This is a genomic window from Roseomonas sp. BN140053 (genome assembly GCF_047690175.1).
Classification (GTDB): Bacteria; Pseudomonadota; Alphaproteobacteria; order Acetobacterales; family Acetobacteraceae; genus Roseomonas.
Genome location: NZ_JBLLEB010000014.1, coordinates 53,156 through 67,307, shown reverse-complemented (window position 1 = coordinate 67,307; position 14,152 = coordinate 53,156). Strand labels below are relative to the sequence as shown.

The following is a 14,152-nucleotide window of genomic DNA, read 5'->3' as shown; positions in this document are numbered from 1 at the left end:
GCGCTGCGGGGCCCGCGGCCGCATTCAGGCCGTCAGGTAGGGACGGCTGACGTCCTGGGCGCGCCGCTCCAGCAGCACCAGCCCACCCACCAGGGACGCGCAGGCGGCCAGGGCGCCCAGGGCGGATGCGAAGGCGAGGCTCTCATCGGCGACGGAGCCGCCGAGCATGGACCCCACCAGGGCCAGGATCAGGCTGAAGCCGAGAACGACGAGAAGAATGGCGAAACGATTCATGCTGGCCTCCTGGTGGCCGGAAGCGCCGCGACACCGCGGCCTTGGCAGCATGAAGCTCCCCACTCGCGGCGCTGTGAGGACGGATTTGTGGCACGAATGGGGCTTTCCCTCGTGCCTGCTTTTTTCCGTCCGGCCCTGCCTCAGCCGCCGGAAGTGGCTGCCCCGGCTCCCTCCGGCGAGCGGCGTTCCTGCCCGGTCGGGCACAGGTCCAGCAGCACGCAGCGGCCGCATTGCGGGTTGCGGAAGAAGCAGCAGCGCTGCCCGTGCAGCATCAGCACCTCGTGGTTGTCGTAGACCTGCTGCGCGTCCCATTCCTCCGGCAGCATGGCTTCCAGCACGCGATGCGACGGCCCCACCGCCAGGGAGGCCGGGATCAGCCCCAGCCGCGTCGCCACCCGGTGGTGGTGGCTGTCCACCGGCAGGGCCCGCCGACGCAGGCCGCTGAAGGACAGCACGGCGGCGCTGGTCTTGGGGCCCACGCCCGGCAGCGCTTCCAGCCAGGCGCGGGCTTCCGCCACCGGCATCCCGGCCAGTTGGTCCAGCGCCAGCTTGCCGCAGCGCTCCGTCACCGCGCGCAGGGTGCGCTGCAGCGCGGGCGCCTTGGCTTCCGGCCAGGTGCAGGGGGCCAGCGCCTCCTGAACCGACTCCACCGGGGCGTCACGCACGCTTTCCCAGTCCGGGAAGCGCTCCCGCAGGTTGCGGAAGGCGCGGGCTCTATCCGCTTTCCGTCCCGTGCGGCTCCACGGGGACCCAAAAGCCTTGATGGCGCCTCGCGTTTCGGCCATTCGGTTGTCCCATCCGGACCCGCCGGACCCGGGTACAACCCACGGCGCGCCGGGTATTTTCCCGGGTACGACAGCGGAGAGAGGACAGCATGCTGACCGACAAGCAGATCCGCGCCGCCACGCCGCGGGAGAAGCCCTACCGGCTGGCCGATGGCCAGGGGCTGCACCTGCAGGTGATGCCAGGCGGGTCGAAGCTCTGGCGCTACCGCTACGAGATCGCGGGCCGGGAGAAGATGCTCGCGCTGGGGAAGTACCCGGCCGTGAGCCTCGCCGCGGCGCGCCAGGCCCGCGCCGACGCGCGCGCGACGCTGGACGCCAGCCGCGACCCCGCGGTGGAGCGGCGCGTGGAGCGGGCCGGGCTGGCTGGCCAGGGCGCGACCACCTTCGAGACGGTGGCGCGCGCCTGGCACACCCAGCAGGCGCCACGCTGGGTGCCGAAGCACGGCGCCATCGCGCTAGCCAGCTTGGAGAACGACGCCTTCCCCTCCCTCGGCCGGCTGCCGCTGGCGAAGATCACGCCGCCCCTGGTGCTGTCGACATTGCGCGCGGTGGAGAAGCGGGGCGCCAACGACAGCGCCCACCGGCTGCGCCAGCGGATCAGCGCCGTGTTCGTCTACGCCATCGCCTCGGGGCTGGCCGAGAACGACCCGGCCGCGGTGGTCACCAAGGCGCTGGCGCCCATCGAGAAGGGGCGCCGGCCGGCGGTGGGCAGCCTCAAGGATGCCCGGGAAGTCCTCACCGCCACCGAGGAGCAGGACGCCTTCCCGGTGACCCGGCTGGCGCACCGCTTCCTGGCCATGACCTCCGTGCGGCCGGGCGAGCTGCACGGCGCGGCCTGGGGGGAGCTGGAGGGCATGGACGGGCCCGAGCCGCTGTGGCGCATCCCGGCCGAGCGGATGAAGATGAAGAAGGAGCACTTGGTCCCGCTGACCCGCCAGGCGGTAGAGCTGATCGGCGTCCTGCGACCGCTGACCGGCCGCTTCCCCTTCATGTTCCCGCACGCCTGGGATGGCGCGAAGCCCATGGGGGCGGACGCCCTGACGCGGCTGCTGCACCGCGCCGGCCTCCGGGACACCCACGTCGCGCACGGCTGGCGCGCGGCCTTCTCCACGGTGATGAACGAGCGCTTCCCGGCCGACCAGCCGATTATCGAGCTGATGCTGGCGCACTCGAAGCGGGACAAGGTGGCCGCGGCCTACGACCGGGCGCTGCACATGCCGCGGCGGCGGGAACTGGCGCAGGCCTGGACTGACCTGCTGTTGGAAGGGCTGCCGGGGCCGGAAACGCTGCTGGCCGACCGGCAGGTGGTGCACGGGGAGACGGTGGAGCGCTTGCACGCTCCGCCGTCAGTTATGCTCCGGGTGCCGCTTCGGATGCGGTCGCCGGTGCGGAAGAATGCGGTGCTGCGGCGCAGTTAGTGCGTTACAGATCTACCCTGCATCTACCTGCACCTTGATTGCGGCCTCCCAAACACCGGCCGACCTCTGCCGGGAACGCGGCGCCTCGTACAGGGGCGCCGTGTCGGCTCGCTCAGGCGCCTAGCCAAACCCAAGCATCGTGGGTGGCGTCAGCGGTGTTGAGGCGGTTCTCCGGGCTTTCGGAGAAGCCTATCAGCACGGTCTCGCGCGTCACCCCCTGGTTGAGCAGATCTACGTAGTACTTCAGCTCCGTCACTATCGGATCACGGCCGAGCACGTTCTCGTAGAGCAGGTCCACGAACTTGGCGCTGTCGAGGGCACCGTAGCGACCAGTAAACTCGGGCGAAGTGGTGAAGCTGCGGGCGATCTCCTGCAAGCTTTCGCCCGCCTGGAGGCGACTGACGTAGAAGCCCACGCCGCCCGCCTCTGGTGTCCGGTTCAACGCCGCCTCGTACAGCCGGTAGGCGCGTCCATAGTCGAGATCGCCGGCGGTACCGAGGTTGCGCTCGATATACTCGGGGCTGTCAGCAAAGTTGAGCAGCACATCGCCGCGGGTTGCGCCGCCGGCCAACTGGGCGAGGTAGTAGTTGGTTTCGATGACCGAGGGCGCACGATCGAGCACGTTGAGGTAGAGCTGCCGGACGAAGCTGGGATCGCCGAGCTGGCCGTAGTTGGCAAGGAATTCCGGTGAATTGGTGAAGTTCTGGGCCACTTCGTGCATCGTGCTGGTACCGCCATCGAGGCGATCGACGTAGAAGTCCAGCCCCGCCGCTTCGGGACCGCGGTCCAGGGCGGCGTGGTACAGCCGCGTCACGTCCTGGGCGACGCCCGAGGCGTCGAAACGAGCGACACCGTTGGAAAATAGCACGTAGGTTGCATCGAGGAAGGCGCTAGCGCCATCGCGGCCGCCCACCGTATCCTGCAGAAAGAGTGAGCCCTGCGGCGTGATTGAGATCTGGTACTCGTCGCGCGTGCCGACGGTGAAGACGTCGCTGGACAACCCGCCACCGTTGCCCAGGCCAACGCCGACGCTGAAGCCCCCCTGCCCGTCGCTCTGGAAACCGAGTGCGGTGCCGTTAGCAAAGGCGTCGGTGGACACGCCTACCGAAGCAACGACCTGGCCCCCGTTCAGCAGCTGGACGCTGTTATTCTGAAAGCGTGCGGACGTAGCAGCGTCGACGCCTTGGAAGGTGATAACGTCGTCGTTGTCGAAGCCGGCGATGCCCGACAGGAAGTTCGCCCCCGGCGTGGTCCCATGCCCCAGTTCCTCACCCACCACCAGTCGGCCACCCGTGCCGGTGAAATTGATGTCGAGGATGAGGTGCGTGCCGAGGGTGTCAGAGATCTCCAGAATGCCCTTATCGCCGATTTCCAGACGCACCGGCAGCGACTGCGAAGCGGTGCCGTCGAGGTCGAGGTAGGCATTGCGGACGATGGTGATCCCGGACAGGCCCAACGCAGCGCTTTCGAGCTGCACCGTGACCGGATCGTCCGCCGCAGTGCCAGCGTTGCGCTCGACGATGAGGATGCCGAGCGCACCACTGCCAATGGGGAAGATCCCGGAGCCGTTCTGCACCGTGGTGCCGGAAGAACTGAGCCGCAGCTCGGACAAGCTCGGCACCAAGAGGCTCGACGGACCGCCGATGGCTACGAGGTCGCCTACCACCCGCACGCCCGAGGTGCCGTCGCGCAGCTCCCCGGTAACAAGGTCGCGCACGAGGCCGGTGGCAGGATCGGTGAGGGTATTGGCGCCCGCGTCGAGCACCCGCCCAGCAGGGAGAGCGAACTGGCCTGTCGTGGGATTGCCGAGAGCGGTCAACAGGTTGGTAAAGGTGCCGAGCAGGCTTCCGGGGTCGTTGAGCAGGTTGGTGCCAGGCTGGATCAACCCACCGGCCGGGTGGAGCACGTACCCGGTGATCGGGCCGAGCAGGCCGTTCACTCCCGCGTTGCTCGGCACCACCGGCAGCAGCAGGCCGGTCACGGGATCAAGCAGGCCGGACACCGGCGTACCCGCGGGTAGTGAAGCAAGTGGCGTAATGACGCCCGTGACATCGACGATCCCAGTGATCAACCCGACCACGCCCGTGGCGGGGTTCAGGATGTTGCGGAGTGGCGCGGCAACCGTGCCGATTGTTCCTGACATAAGACGACCTTCTCTCGGCCGACGCGCAGCCGGGACATGCCGACAAAGCCTCGGATTGGGACGAGCTGACGATGCAGAGCATGACGGACGGGCACTTTGACGACCCGGTGGACGCCGCCTCCCGCCGGGCTAAAGCCGTTGCGAAACGACGGTTCGGAGCTGTATCGGCTTCGTTATGCAACGTCTAGTAGTAAAATTAACTTCTTTACCCGTCGTGATATACCCATGCTGTTACTTAGCAACTACGCACGATTGCTGCAGTGCGAGCGGTAATCCCTCTTGCCAGCGGGTCACCTCGGATTGTGGCCAGCGCACCTGCCCTGCCCCAAGGGCGCGCGGTGCAGGGAACGTCCCCTCCTTGATCCGCCGATAGATCGAGGACCGGGTCAGCCCGGACTGCTTTTCGACCTCGGCGATGCGCAGGAGGTAGTCGACCTCAGCTTTGGCCATCCTTCCCCTCCCCCTTCCGTTCCGCGTGCTGTCGCTCAAGATCGGCCAGCCGCGCCTGCTGTTCCGGTGTCGGGTTCTGGATGTGGCGGTAGTAGCCCAGCAGCAGGCCCGCCCCCAGGGCGTCAGGCTCCATGGCCGCCCTCCAAACTCTTCGCGAGAAGTCCGAGGTGAGCCAATCTGCCGAGGCTCAAACTAGGGAGAGTGCGTTGCGAAGGTCTATCATGGGAGTTCTGGCGGCCGGACTGGCTGGCTGTGTCGCTCAGCCACCCAGTCAGCAAGGGACAACTGCCGCGGTCACATCGCCAACGAGGTCTGATTTTGTGACCGAGCGAGGACAGCTGACGCCGGTGCTGCGAGCCATGGACGGGCGCAGCCAGGAGTGGGTCACAACAACCCGAGTTATTTACTTTGCGACGGCCTGCGACCTTCGCACACAAGCATGGAGTACCGCTGCAATCAGCGGGCTCACCGACCAAGTAGCCGCCGTAGCCGTTCGGGCTGGCGCAGGTGATACACAGCTCATCAAAGAAGCCTTCCGCTACGGCATGGGCATAGTGATGGGCGCCCATCAAACCATGATGCTCGAGTACCCTTCTCGCGATGAACGCGCTTGCCTCGACACGGGCAGATCTGCGTTGCTCCGCACGATCGACACTGCCCTCGGAGTGCCGGGAGCCGGTCCGCGCACTTAGCTCAACTTTCACGCCGCCACCGCCTGGGCGCGCAGCTGCGCCTGCACCTTGCGACCCATCTCCGTGAGGCGGCAGCGCGCCGGCTGAAGCTTGCCGCGCACGTAGCCGGAGAGCTGCACCTCCTCCACCAGTTCCACCGTCACGCCCGCCTGCAGCTTCACGGCTCGCATGCAGGAGGCCGATACCTGCGGGCGAAAGCCGGAAACCTCGCCCGGGCTGCCGTCCCCGGGCAGCGCCAGCAGCACCTGGCGCTGCAGCGGCGGCAGACGCTTGATCACCAGCCGGGCCAGATGCGCGTCGAAGTCGGCAGCCTTCATGCGGGGCTCAGGCATGGCCACGCAGCTGCTGCAGCAGTTCCCGGGCAGTGGTGAAGCAGGGGCAGTCCAGCACGTCGCCCTTGCAGCCACTCTGGCAGCCGCTCTGCGCCTGGATGACCTGCAGGGCGCCCTGCCCGTGGGCGTCGTCCAGTTCCTGGGTCGGCGTCGCGTGCGGGACGAACACCATGCTCTGGTGCCCGAGCCGTGACACCAGGTAGAGCCAGCCACCCGGGACCGGGGCGCGCCAGCCTTCCCCTGCTCTGTCCGGGCCTTTGCCAAGGCTCTGCCAGTCCAAGCGATCACTCATATCCGCCCTCCCGGCGCTTGCGCAGCTCATCCAGCAGTCGGTCCATGGTCTGCCAGAGCGGCTCATCGCCCTGCTTCTCGCGGTGGACCAAGGCGGCGGCCTCGCGAGTGACGTTCAACGTCGCCCGCGTACGCTCCGGCCGCGGGGTGCGCAGCGCCAGCAGGGCACGGTCCACCGCCGCCACCGGCAGGGACAGGGTCGCAGCGATCTGCGCCGGCTCCTGACCCTTCTTTCGCTCGCGGCGGATGGCGGCGACCACCTCCTCGGCCAGACCCAGGTCGGGGCGCAGGCGGATGGTGCGGTGGGACGTGTCGCCGGCGTGGTGCCCGGGCGGCGTGCTGGTGAAGGTGTCAGGCATCAGTGCATCTCCCGCTTCGAGGGCATGACGGGGTGCGCCCCGCCGGGCGGCGGGATCAGGTTCACCACTGGCAGGCGCGGCCGCAGCTTGACCACCAGGGCCAGCCACGCGGCGTGGTGCCGGTACTCGCACTCGATCACCAGGACGCGCGACTTCATCTGCGCGGCCATGACCATCATCTCGTAGTGGAATGGCTGTCCGCCGGTGGCATGGATGAAGACGTGCTCCGCCCAGCGGATCAGCTTGCGGGCCTGGGGCCAGCCGTCCGGGCCGCGGTCGGTCGGCGTGTCGCCGGCCAGCAGCGCGACCACCGGGCGACGCGTGTCTTTGAGGTAGCGCATCAGCATGGGCTCGCCGTCGGTGGCGGCGACCAGGCTGACGATCTTCTGGCGCGCCGCCTGGAACAGCGGGATGCGGTAGGTCTCGCCGGCGGCCTGCAGCTTGGCGATCAGATCGGCCATCACAGCGTCGCCAGTCAGCTCCACAGCGTTGCCGAAGATCCGGGAGCCCGGCACGGTCTCAACCATTCGAGGTCTCCTTCGGGTTCCAGTCGGCCGGCGGCTCCGGCTTCGGGTCGATCGGGCCGAGCCAGGTCACGCTGTCGGGCAGTCCGTGGAAGGCACGCCAGCGGGCGGCGCGGCGCTCGCGCTCCTCGGGTGTCATGCTGGGCGGCAGGGGCCTGGTCGGCTTGCGCGGCCAGTGGCGGGGCGTGCAGGCGGAGCTCACGGCCGCACCTTCCGGTGCAGGCCCAGCACCACGCGCTCGATCACCTCCCCGAGCGGCTGAAACGGTTCCGGCGCCTTCCAGTCCGGGCAGAGCGTCAGCGGCTGCGCGCTGAACTCCGCGTCGTCTTCCTCGTCGGGCTCGGGCTCCAGGTCCTCCGCCCCGGCGTCCAGCGCGTCGAGGCGGTCGATCAGGCGCTCGATCTGCGCCTCCAGGCGGGCACGGCGGCGCGCCAACTCCATGGACATGCGCATCAGGCGCCTGCCAGCCCGTCGCGGTGGCTTTCGTCCACCGGCACACCCAGCACGGCGTTCACATCAATGCCGTGCAGCCCTGCTAGAAAGCGCACGGACCGAAGCAAGCCGCGCATGGCATTCAGCCACCGTGTCTGGACCCCTGGGTCAGCTTCGAAAGCGTCGAGCAGGTCCAGTTCCTGCAGCGCTTGGCACGCGATGGCGACCGCCTCGGTAGCGTTCGTCGGAACCGCCTGCACGAACTCCATCTCGGCGGCCCACATGGCCTGCTGCGTGGCGAGGGTGCTGTCCTTGCCGCCTTCCCGCTCGCGCCGTTCCTCCTGGTGCAGGCGGACCAGGTCGGCCAGCATCTGGCCGGCGGGCGATGGTTTCAGAGCGGCCGGCAGCGCGATCGCAGGCACCGCTTCGCTGGCCAGGCGCAGCAGGTCGTTGACCAGGTCCCAGGCCCAGTACTCGGCCGGGGTGTTGTCCGGGTTCTCGTCCCCGCGCAGCCCCCGCGCCTCGGCCTTGGCCGCCCGCGCTTTGGCCAGCATGCCCGCCAGGGTCTGCGGCACGGCGGCATGGATGGCGTCGCGGGTCCGCTCGTAGGCCTGCCACAGCGGATCGACCTCGTATTCGAGGATGCCGCCGTCGCGGTTGTAGTTGTCCATGTTGGTGATGTGCTGCGCGCAGAGCGCGACCAGCTCGGCGTCGGCGTCGGCCGGCGCAGGCGGCTTGAGCTGCGCGACGAGCTCGCGTTCCACGCGCCGCAGCACGGCCAGGATCCGCGTCGGATGGGGGTAGCCGTTGCCCCGCACACCATGGTCGTCGCCGACGAGGCGCAGCATGCGCTGCATGTCGCGCGGCGACAGGTCCGGCGCCTTGGCCAGCTTGCGCAGCAGCCGCGCCTCGATGTCGTTCCAGCGGTCGGCGGCGGCGTCGGCGGCCTCGTTCGACGGGTAGTCGTTGCAGGACGGGTCGGGGCCGATGAAGGCCGCCAGCTCGTCGAAGCAGGCCCAGATCTCGGCCGCCGTGGTGGCGTGGCGGGACGCCTTGTCCACCGCCCGTAGCCGCGGCAGCGGGTCCCACTGCTTGGCCTTCCGGCGCTTCGGCAGCAGGTGCGCGACGCCGGACTGGCGGATGGCCTGCTGGCCGTCGGTGCCGACCGGGGCGAAGCGCTCCACGATGGCCTGGACCACCGCCTTCTTCGCCTCGCCCACCCGGTTTGCGACCCCGAGCTCGACGTCCTCGCCGCCGAGGGTGACGCCGTAGTGCGCCTCGTCGAAGGTCGGGCTGCGGACCCAGGCGGCGTAGCCCGCGACCGCGGCGCGCGTGGCGTCCGTGGCGTCGAGCCGCGACCAGGCGCGCTCGGGGATGACGGGGAGCGGCTGGGCGGGTGCCGGGTCCAGCGCCGCGCATTCCTTCTCGAACAGGGCGCCGGCCGCGTCCGGCGCCATGCCGCCGGCGACGCGCTCGGCCAAGTTGGCGAGCGCGTGGACCTGATCGGCCGACATGGTGCGCGCCAGGCTGAGCAGCTGCTCGCGGCGCGTGGCGAGGTCGGGGGTGGGGGCGAGGCCCGCCGCTACGGGGACCGGCGGGGGCGGAGTGAAGGCGGCGGTCGGGGTGGTGAGGACGGTTGACACAGGTGGCTCCCTGGGGTGGGTGCCACCTCATAACCGTGAATTGCGGCTAGTTCAACCGCTATTACCGGTTAGAAAATCATGCTCGAGCCTTTTGATGAGGTTTGACAGGCGATCCCGTTCACGCCGGACCAGTCTGTCGATCGTTGAGGAAATCTCGTGTGCAGGGATGTCAACCGTGATCTCCCTGAGCAACTGCATGCCTACAGTAGTGAGTACTGGCACTGGTAGTCGTACTCCCTCCCTAAACGACGCAGAGTAAAGTCGCACAACGAGTTTATAAAGTATGCTGTCGGTCGCAACGACTTGCTGAAGCGCCTCGAGATCTTTAGTCGCGAACTCTGGGTAGTCACCAACATCAAGATTAGGCGATGGCCTTCCGAACACGATGTCTGCTGGATGCACAGACAGTACTTCAGCAATTTTCCTCACAACATCGAACGTGGGCTCGGATCTACCGGTCTCATAGTCTGCTATCGCTGACTGCGACACACCTGCGGCATCCGCAAGTTGAGCTTGTGACAGCTTGGCTTCGGTTCTCAGGTTAGCCAAACGGATAGACCATTCCGGTCTTGGCCCCCGAGTGGTTCGCCTACTTTCTTTGGATACACTCATCTACCTTGCCTAACCGGCAAAGGCGGTTGACGTCCAACGGCGTATCGCGGTAACGATCAACCGTGATGTCCCATGAACGAACAGCTGTGTCGGCAATCATTGCCGCGTTTGGCGGCCAGAATGCCTTGGCACGCCAACTTGGCCGGCGACAGTCGGTGGTCTGGGGTTGGGCCAAGAATGGCCGAGTGCCCTCGAAGCGCATTCCCGAGATCATCGCTGCTGGGCTCTCTCTCAACCCGCCAGTTCAACTTACCCCCTCCGACTTCTTCGACCTTCGGGGAGTAGAGGTTCCGCAACAGCCGTGAGCGCCTCGCACACCACGTTGGTGGCTCTTGCACCCACCCATCCCGCTCCCGGGTGCATCACCGCGAGCATCACGCCCTCGCCGTCGCGCTGCACGTGCCACCCCGTCCCCACCGCGATCCGGCTACCGTCGAACATCACCGGCAGCCGCCGCGGCACCATTGCGGCTCGGCAGGCGGCGAGGTCCCAGATCAGCGCCTCCACCTCGGCCGCGTCGAGCCGCACGCCGGCGACGCTGGCGCAGGTCCCGTCGCGGCTGACGAGGCAGGGGATGGCTCTGGAGGCCATCTACCCCTCCCCGTCCCGCTCGCGCGGCCCGTCCAGTGCTCTCGCCAGCGCCGTCACCATCTCCAACGCCAGCTCCTGGGCCAGCGGATCGGGGTGCATCGGCGGCTCGGTGCGCAGCAGGTCCGCCACCTCGCCCGCGTCCACCACGTCGGCGTCGTCCAGCACCAGCACCAGCGCCGCCATGGCCAGCGTCACCGCCAGCGGCAGCGCCGTGTACGCCTCCGCCAGCAGCGGCACCCGGTTCAGGTTGCGCAGCACGCGCAGCCTTCCCTGCCTAGGCCGCGGCACGACGGCGCACCTCCACCCCCGGTGCCACCCGGGAGCAGAGGCGTGCCGTGCCAGGGTCCGTTCCGTCTCCTCCGCATCCGTTCGTCACGTGTCCGGTCCTCACACCCGGAACAGTGGCGAGGGGATCGTTCGAGGTGTCGAACAAGTCGTTTCAGAGGTCAGACATGTCGTGTTCAGCCGCGCATGAGATGCACGAGCTGGTGCACGAGGCCGCCCGGCCTGCCGTGCCCGGGGAGCGCGTCGGCGCGGCCATCGCCCGGGCCGCCAAGGTGCTCGGCCTGCCCTACGCGCGGGCCCGGGCGCACTGGTACCGCCTGGCGCGGCAGGTCACGGCCGAGGAGGCCGACACGCTGCGCGCGCGGCGGCGGCAGCTGATGATCGAACGCGCCCAACAGCTCGAACACGAGGCCGCGGCGCTGCGCGCCCGGTACAGCCAGCAGGATGCTGCATGAAGGCATGGATCGGCTTCGCGCTGGAGCGCGCCTGCGACTGGATCGGCCAGCGGCGGGCCGCCCGCAGCCAGCAGGACGCGCGGGAAGCGCAGGCCTGGTTCCGGCGCGCCGAGCGCTGGCGCCAGTGGCGCAAGGGCGGCTGAACCATGACCGGGCGTGACGACCTCAGCACGGCCATCCGGCTGCGGGTGCTGGAGAACGGCTACACGCCCATCCCCATCACGGCGCCGGATTACCAGCACCCCAAGGTGAGGAGCCCGGGGAAGCAGCCGTTTTTCCAGAAGTGGACGGAGGTCAGCCGCGAGACGGTGACGCCGGAGGTGGTGCGCGCCTGGCCGAGGGTGATCCACAACCATCCCAACACCGGCCTGCTCTGCGGCGAGATGATCGGCGTGGACATCGACGCCCTGGTGCCGGCGCTCTCGGCCGAGCTGCAGGCGCTGGCCGTGGGCATGCTGGGGACGACGCCCATGCGCCGGATCGGCAAGGCGCCCAAGGCGCTGTTCGCCTATCGCGTGGCCGCGCCGATGACCAAGAAGGAAACGCCGGAGCTGGTCCTGCCGGACGGCACGGTGGCCCAGGTCGAGGTGCTGGCGAAGGGGCAGCAGTTCGTCGCCTACGGCGTCCACCCCGACACCGGGCTGGAGTACGAGTGGCCCAACACCGGGCCCGACGTTCTGCCGCTGCGCGACCTGCCGGTCACCGACGAGGAGCGCATCGGCACCTTCCTGATCGCGGCCGAGGCGGTGATCCGTCGTGCCGGCGGGCGAACCAGGAAGGAGATCGAAGCGGCCCAGGCGCCCGCTCAGCCGGCGGCGGCACCGCGCCCCGCCACCATCGGGAACAGTCGCCCAGGCGGCTCCGGCAACGAGTTCTTCCTGGCGGTCAATGCCCGCGCCGCGGCGGATATCGGCCGGTGGATGACGGCGATCTTCGGCGCGAAGGCCAGGGAGCAGGCCGGCACCGGCGCCTGGCGCGTGTCCTCCGCCGACCTCAACCGCGGGCTGGAGGAGGACCTGTCCTACCACCCCACGGAAGGCGGCATGGACTGGGGCACGCGGGAAAGCTGCAGCCCGATCGACATCGCCATGCAGCACGGCGGCGCGCCGGATCCGGCCGCGGCTGCCCTGTGGCTCTGCGAGCAGCTGGGCGTGGCACCCGAGAGCCTGGGCTGGCGGGGGCGGCAGGGCAGCCGGCCGGCACCCGGCGCCGAGGAGGCCGAGGAGGCCGAGGAGGGCTTCACGGCCCCGCCGCCGGGCGAGGAACAGGCCGGGCGGGTTCAGGGGCGCCGGCCGGCTGCCGGCTCCGGGCCGAGCTGGCAGGCGCCGATCGACTTCCTGGCCGAGGACGAGATCACCGGCCCCCCTCACCTGCGCCAGGAGCACATCCCGGCCGCCCTGTGGGGCTTCGTGAAGGACACGGCCGAGCGCATGGGCGTGGACCCGGCCTCGGTGGCCCTGGTGGCCATTGTCACCTGTTCCGCCGCGGTCACGGATGACTGGGAGGTGCAGCCCAAGCGCCACGACACCCAGTGGACCGAGCAGCCCCGGCTCTGGGGCGGGATCGTCGGCTCCCCCTCCGTGCTCAAGACGCCGGTCCTGCGGGCGTGCACCGGTCCGCTGGACAAGGCGGAGATGCTGGCCCGCGAGATCTTCGAAGGGGCGATGGCCCGGTACAAGGCCGACCACAAGGCGTGGAAGGATGCCAAGGGCGAGACCGTCGACGAGCCGAAGCGGCCGCGGGCCACGCGGTGGGTGGTCGAAGGCACCACCGTGGAGGCGCTGAGCGAGGTGCTGCGCACGGACGGCGAGGCCAAGTACGCGGCACCGGCCAAGAAGGTGCTGGTGCGTGCCGACGAACTGGCCGAGCTGATCGGCAGCTTCGACAAGTACAAGGGCGGCGGCAGCGGCAGCTCCGACCGCGGCGCCTACCTCCGGCTCTACAACGGCGGTCGGTACAACATCGACCGCGTGATGCGCGGCTCCTTCCCGATCCCGAACTGGTCGGCCTGTATCGTCGGCGGGATCCAGCCGGACCTGTTCCGGTCCGTGGTGAAGGAGGCCAAGGAAGACGGCCTGATGCAGCGGTTCATGTTCTGCGTGCCCGGCGACACCGGCACCGGCGTGGACCGCGTGCCCGACGCCGGGGCGCTGCAGCGCTACGCGGAGCTGATCAAGGCCCTGACCGCGCTGACGCCCGCGCGGACGCAGCTGGGCAGCGTCACGGGCCCCGTGGTGCTGCACGGCGACGCGCACCAGCACCGGGAGGGGTTCAACGACCTGACCCGGGCGCTGAGCGGCATGCCGGACACGCCGGGCCGGCTGGTGGCCGCCTACGGCAAGTGGACGGGCCTGTGGGCACGCCTGGCGCTCACCTTTCACCTGATTGAGGCGGCCGACGTGATCGCACGCACCGGTGAGCGGCCGCCGATGCAGGTGCTGAGCGAGGCGACGGCCAGGATGGCTTCCAACTACATGGAGGACATCCTGCTGCCGCACCTGCTGCGGGCGGATGCGCTCCTGTACGTCACGGAACAGAGCGGCCACGCGCACTGGATCGCGAAGTTCATCATGGCCCAGGGCAAGCCGCGGGTCACGGCCCGCGACGTGGTGCGCGCCTACGGAGCACTGCGGGCACCGGAGCAGCGCCGCGAGCTCGGCGAGGTCATGACCGGCCTCGTCACCTTCGGCTGGCTGTTACCGGAGCATCCCGACCTGCCGGCCCGCGAGGAAACCGCCTGGCTGGTCAATCCCATGGTGCTGGAGCGGTTCGCCGCGCGCGGTGCCGCGGAGCGGGAGCGGCGGCAGCGGACCCGCGAGGAGATGGGCGAGCTGATCAGGAAGCGACAGGAGAAGCGGCGATGATGTCGCAAGTGTCGCAGGGGGGTTCGCGACAAATCCGACAGG

At 69.2% G+C, this 14,152-nt stretch carries 20 protein-coding genes; 5 read left to right on the top strand and 15 right to left on the bottom strand.

From position 1 onward, the window contains the following. Nucleotides 1-24 precede the first annotated feature (24 nt). Together ACLIBK_RS14450 and ACLIBK_RS14445 are read right to left on the bottom strand one after the other, a co-directional pair. A complete protein-coding gene (locus ACLIBK_RS14450) occupies nucleotides 25-234 on the bottom strand; it encodes a hypothetical protein (protein ID WP_415387974.1) in 210 nt (69 codons plus the stop codon). A 140-nt stretch (nucleotides 235-374) separates the two neighbouring features. Continuing rightward, the gene (locus tag ACLIBK_RS14445) at nucleotides 375-899 is read right to left on the bottom strand and encodes an endonuclease III domain-containing protein (protein WP_415387973.1); all 525 of its coding nucleotides are present in this window, start codon (nucleotides 897-899) and stop codon (nucleotides 375-377) included. 209 nt (nucleotides 900-1,108) lie between these two features. Here ACLIBK_RS14445 and ACLIBK_RS14440 point away from each other — a divergent pair, with 209 nt between their 5' ends. After that, nucleotides 1,109-2,437, top strand: a complete 1,329-nt coding sequence (locus ACLIBK_RS14440; RefSeq protein ID WP_415387972.1) for a tyrosine-type recombinase/integrase — start codon at nucleotides 1,109-1,111, stop codon at nucleotides 2,435-2,437. 112 nt (nucleotides 2,438-2,549) lie between these two features. On the opposite strand, the gene ACLIBK_RS14435 is transcribed toward ACLIBK_RS14440, so the two are convergent. From ACLIBK_RS14435 to ACLIBK_RS14385, 11 genes are all read right to left on the bottom strand, one after another. Then, the gene (locus ACLIBK_RS14435; RefSeq protein ID WP_415387971.1) at nucleotides 2,550-4,580 is read right to left on the bottom strand and encodes a DUF4214 domain-containing protein; all 2,031 of its coding nucleotides are present in this window, start codon (nucleotides 4,578-4,580) and stop codon (nucleotides 2,550-2,552) included. A 231-nt stretch (nucleotides 4,581-4,811) separates the two neighbouring features. After that, on the bottom strand, nucleotides 4,812-5,030 hold the full coding sequence (locus ACLIBK_RS14430) for a helix-turn-helix transcriptional regulator (RefSeq protein WP_415387970.1): 219 nt from the start codon (nucleotides 5,028-5,030) through the stop codon (nucleotides 4,812-4,814). After that, entirely contained in the window at nucleotides 5,017-5,163 is a 147-nt protein-coding gene (locus tag ACLIBK_RS14425) for a hypothetical protein (RefSeq protein WP_415387969.1), read from the bottom strand. Before ACLIBK_RS14425 ends, ACLIBK_RS14430 begins: the two co-directional genes overlap by 14 nt. Nucleotides 5,164-5,730: 567 nt before the next feature. Further along, a complete protein-coding gene (locus tag ACLIBK_RS14420; protein ID WP_415387968.1) occupies nucleotides 5,731-6,039 on the bottom strand; it encodes a hypothetical protein in 309 nt (102 codons plus the stop codon). Between the two features lie 7 nt (nucleotides 6,040-6,046). Beyond that, on the bottom strand, nucleotides 6,047-6,346 hold the full coding sequence (locus ACLIBK_RS14415; RefSeq protein WP_415387967.1) for a hypothetical protein: 300 nt from the start codon (nucleotides 6,344-6,346) through the stop codon (nucleotides 6,047-6,049). Then, nucleotides 6,339-6,704: a hypothetical protein gene (locus tag ACLIBK_RS14410; protein WP_415387966.1), complete on the bottom strand. Its 366-nt coding sequence runs from the start codon at nucleotides 6,702-6,704 to the stop codon at nucleotides 6,339-6,341. The genes ACLIBK_RS14415 and ACLIBK_RS14410 overlap by 8 nt, the downstream gene beginning before the upstream one ends. Continuing rightward, a complete protein-coding gene (locus ACLIBK_RS14405) occupies nucleotides 6,704-7,231 on the bottom strand; it encodes a hypothetical protein (protein WP_415387965.1) in 528 nt (175 codons plus the stop codon). The genes ACLIBK_RS14410 and ACLIBK_RS14405 overlap by 1 nt, the downstream gene beginning before the upstream one ends. Further along, entirely contained in the window at nucleotides 7,224-7,430 is a 207-nt protein-coding gene (locus ACLIBK_RS14400; RefSeq protein ID WP_415387964.1) for a hypothetical protein, read from the bottom strand. Before ACLIBK_RS14400 ends, ACLIBK_RS14405 begins: the two co-directional genes overlap by 8 nt. Beyond that, complete coding sequence (locus ACLIBK_RS14395; RefSeq protein ID WP_415387963.1) at nucleotides 7,427-7,681, bottom strand: hypothetical protein; 255 nt, start codon at nucleotides 7,679-7,681, stop codon at nucleotides 7,427-7,429. Before ACLIBK_RS14395 ends, ACLIBK_RS14400 begins: the two co-directional genes overlap by 4 nt. After that, the gene (locus ACLIBK_RS14390) at nucleotides 7,681-9,303 is read right to left on the bottom strand and encodes a hypothetical protein (RefSeq protein ID WP_415387962.1); all 1,623 of its coding nucleotides are present in this window, start codon (nucleotides 9,301-9,303) and stop codon (nucleotides 7,681-7,683) included. The genes ACLIBK_RS14395 and ACLIBK_RS14390 overlap by 1 nt, the downstream gene beginning before the upstream one ends. Before the next feature lie 51 nt (nucleotides 9,304-9,354). Continuing rightward, nucleotides 9,355-9,915 (bottom strand): helix-turn-helix domain-containing protein, encoded by a 561-nt coding sequence (locus ACLIBK_RS14385; protein ID WP_415387961.1) that lies wholly within the window; start codon nucleotides 9,913-9,915, stop codon nucleotides 9,355-9,357. A 65-nt stretch (nucleotides 9,916-9,980) separates the two neighbouring features. On the opposite strand from ACLIBK_RS14385, the gene ACLIBK_RS14380 reads away from it, so the two are divergent. Then, nucleotides 9,981-10,220, top strand: a complete 240-nt coding sequence (locus ACLIBK_RS14380) for a carph-isopro domain-containing protein (RefSeq protein WP_415387960.1) — start codon at nucleotides 9,981-9,983, stop codon at nucleotides 10,218-10,220. Here the strand turns inward: ACLIBK_RS14380 and ACLIBK_RS14375 are convergent. Further along, a complete protein-coding gene (locus ACLIBK_RS14375; protein ID WP_415388031.1) occupies nucleotides 10,165-10,506 on the bottom strand; it encodes a hypothetical protein in 342 nt (113 codons plus the stop codon). The two genes, ACLIBK_RS14380 and ACLIBK_RS14375, sit on opposite strands and share 56 nt — an antisense overlap. Then, nucleotides 10,507-10,764, bottom strand: a complete 258-nt coding sequence (locus ACLIBK_RS14370; protein ID WP_415387959.1) for a hypothetical protein — start codon at nucleotides 10,762-10,764, stop codon at nucleotides 10,507-10,509. It lies immediately after the preceding gene. 194 nt (nucleotides 10,765-10,958) lie between these two features. Between ACLIBK_RS14370 and ACLIBK_RS14365 the strand changes: the two genes are divergently transcribed. From ACLIBK_RS14365 to ACLIBK_RS14355, 3 genes are read left to right on the top strand one after another with little or no spacing between them, the layout of a single operon-like run. Beyond that, on the top strand, nucleotides 10,959-11,246 hold the full coding sequence (locus ACLIBK_RS14365; RefSeq protein WP_415387958.1) for a hypothetical protein: 288 nt from the start codon (nucleotides 10,959-10,961) through the stop codon (nucleotides 11,244-11,246). Beyond that, the gene (locus ACLIBK_RS14360; RefSeq protein ID WP_415387957.1) at nucleotides 11,243-11,389 is read left to right on the top strand and encodes a hypothetical protein; all 147 of its coding nucleotides are present in this window, start codon (nucleotides 11,243-11,245) and stop codon (nucleotides 11,387-11,389) included. Before ACLIBK_RS14365 ends, ACLIBK_RS14360 begins: the two co-directional genes overlap by 4 nt. Nucleotides 11,390-11,392: 3 nt before the next feature. Next, nucleotides 11,393-14,110 carry a DUF3987 domain-containing protein gene (locus tag ACLIBK_RS14355; protein WP_415387956.1) on the top strand — a complete coding sequence of 906 codons (2,718 nt, stop codon included), beginning with the start codon at nucleotides 11,393-11,395 and terminating at the stop codon, nucleotides 14,108-14,110. The last annotated feature ends 42 nt before the right edge of the window (nucleotides 14,111-14,152 follow it).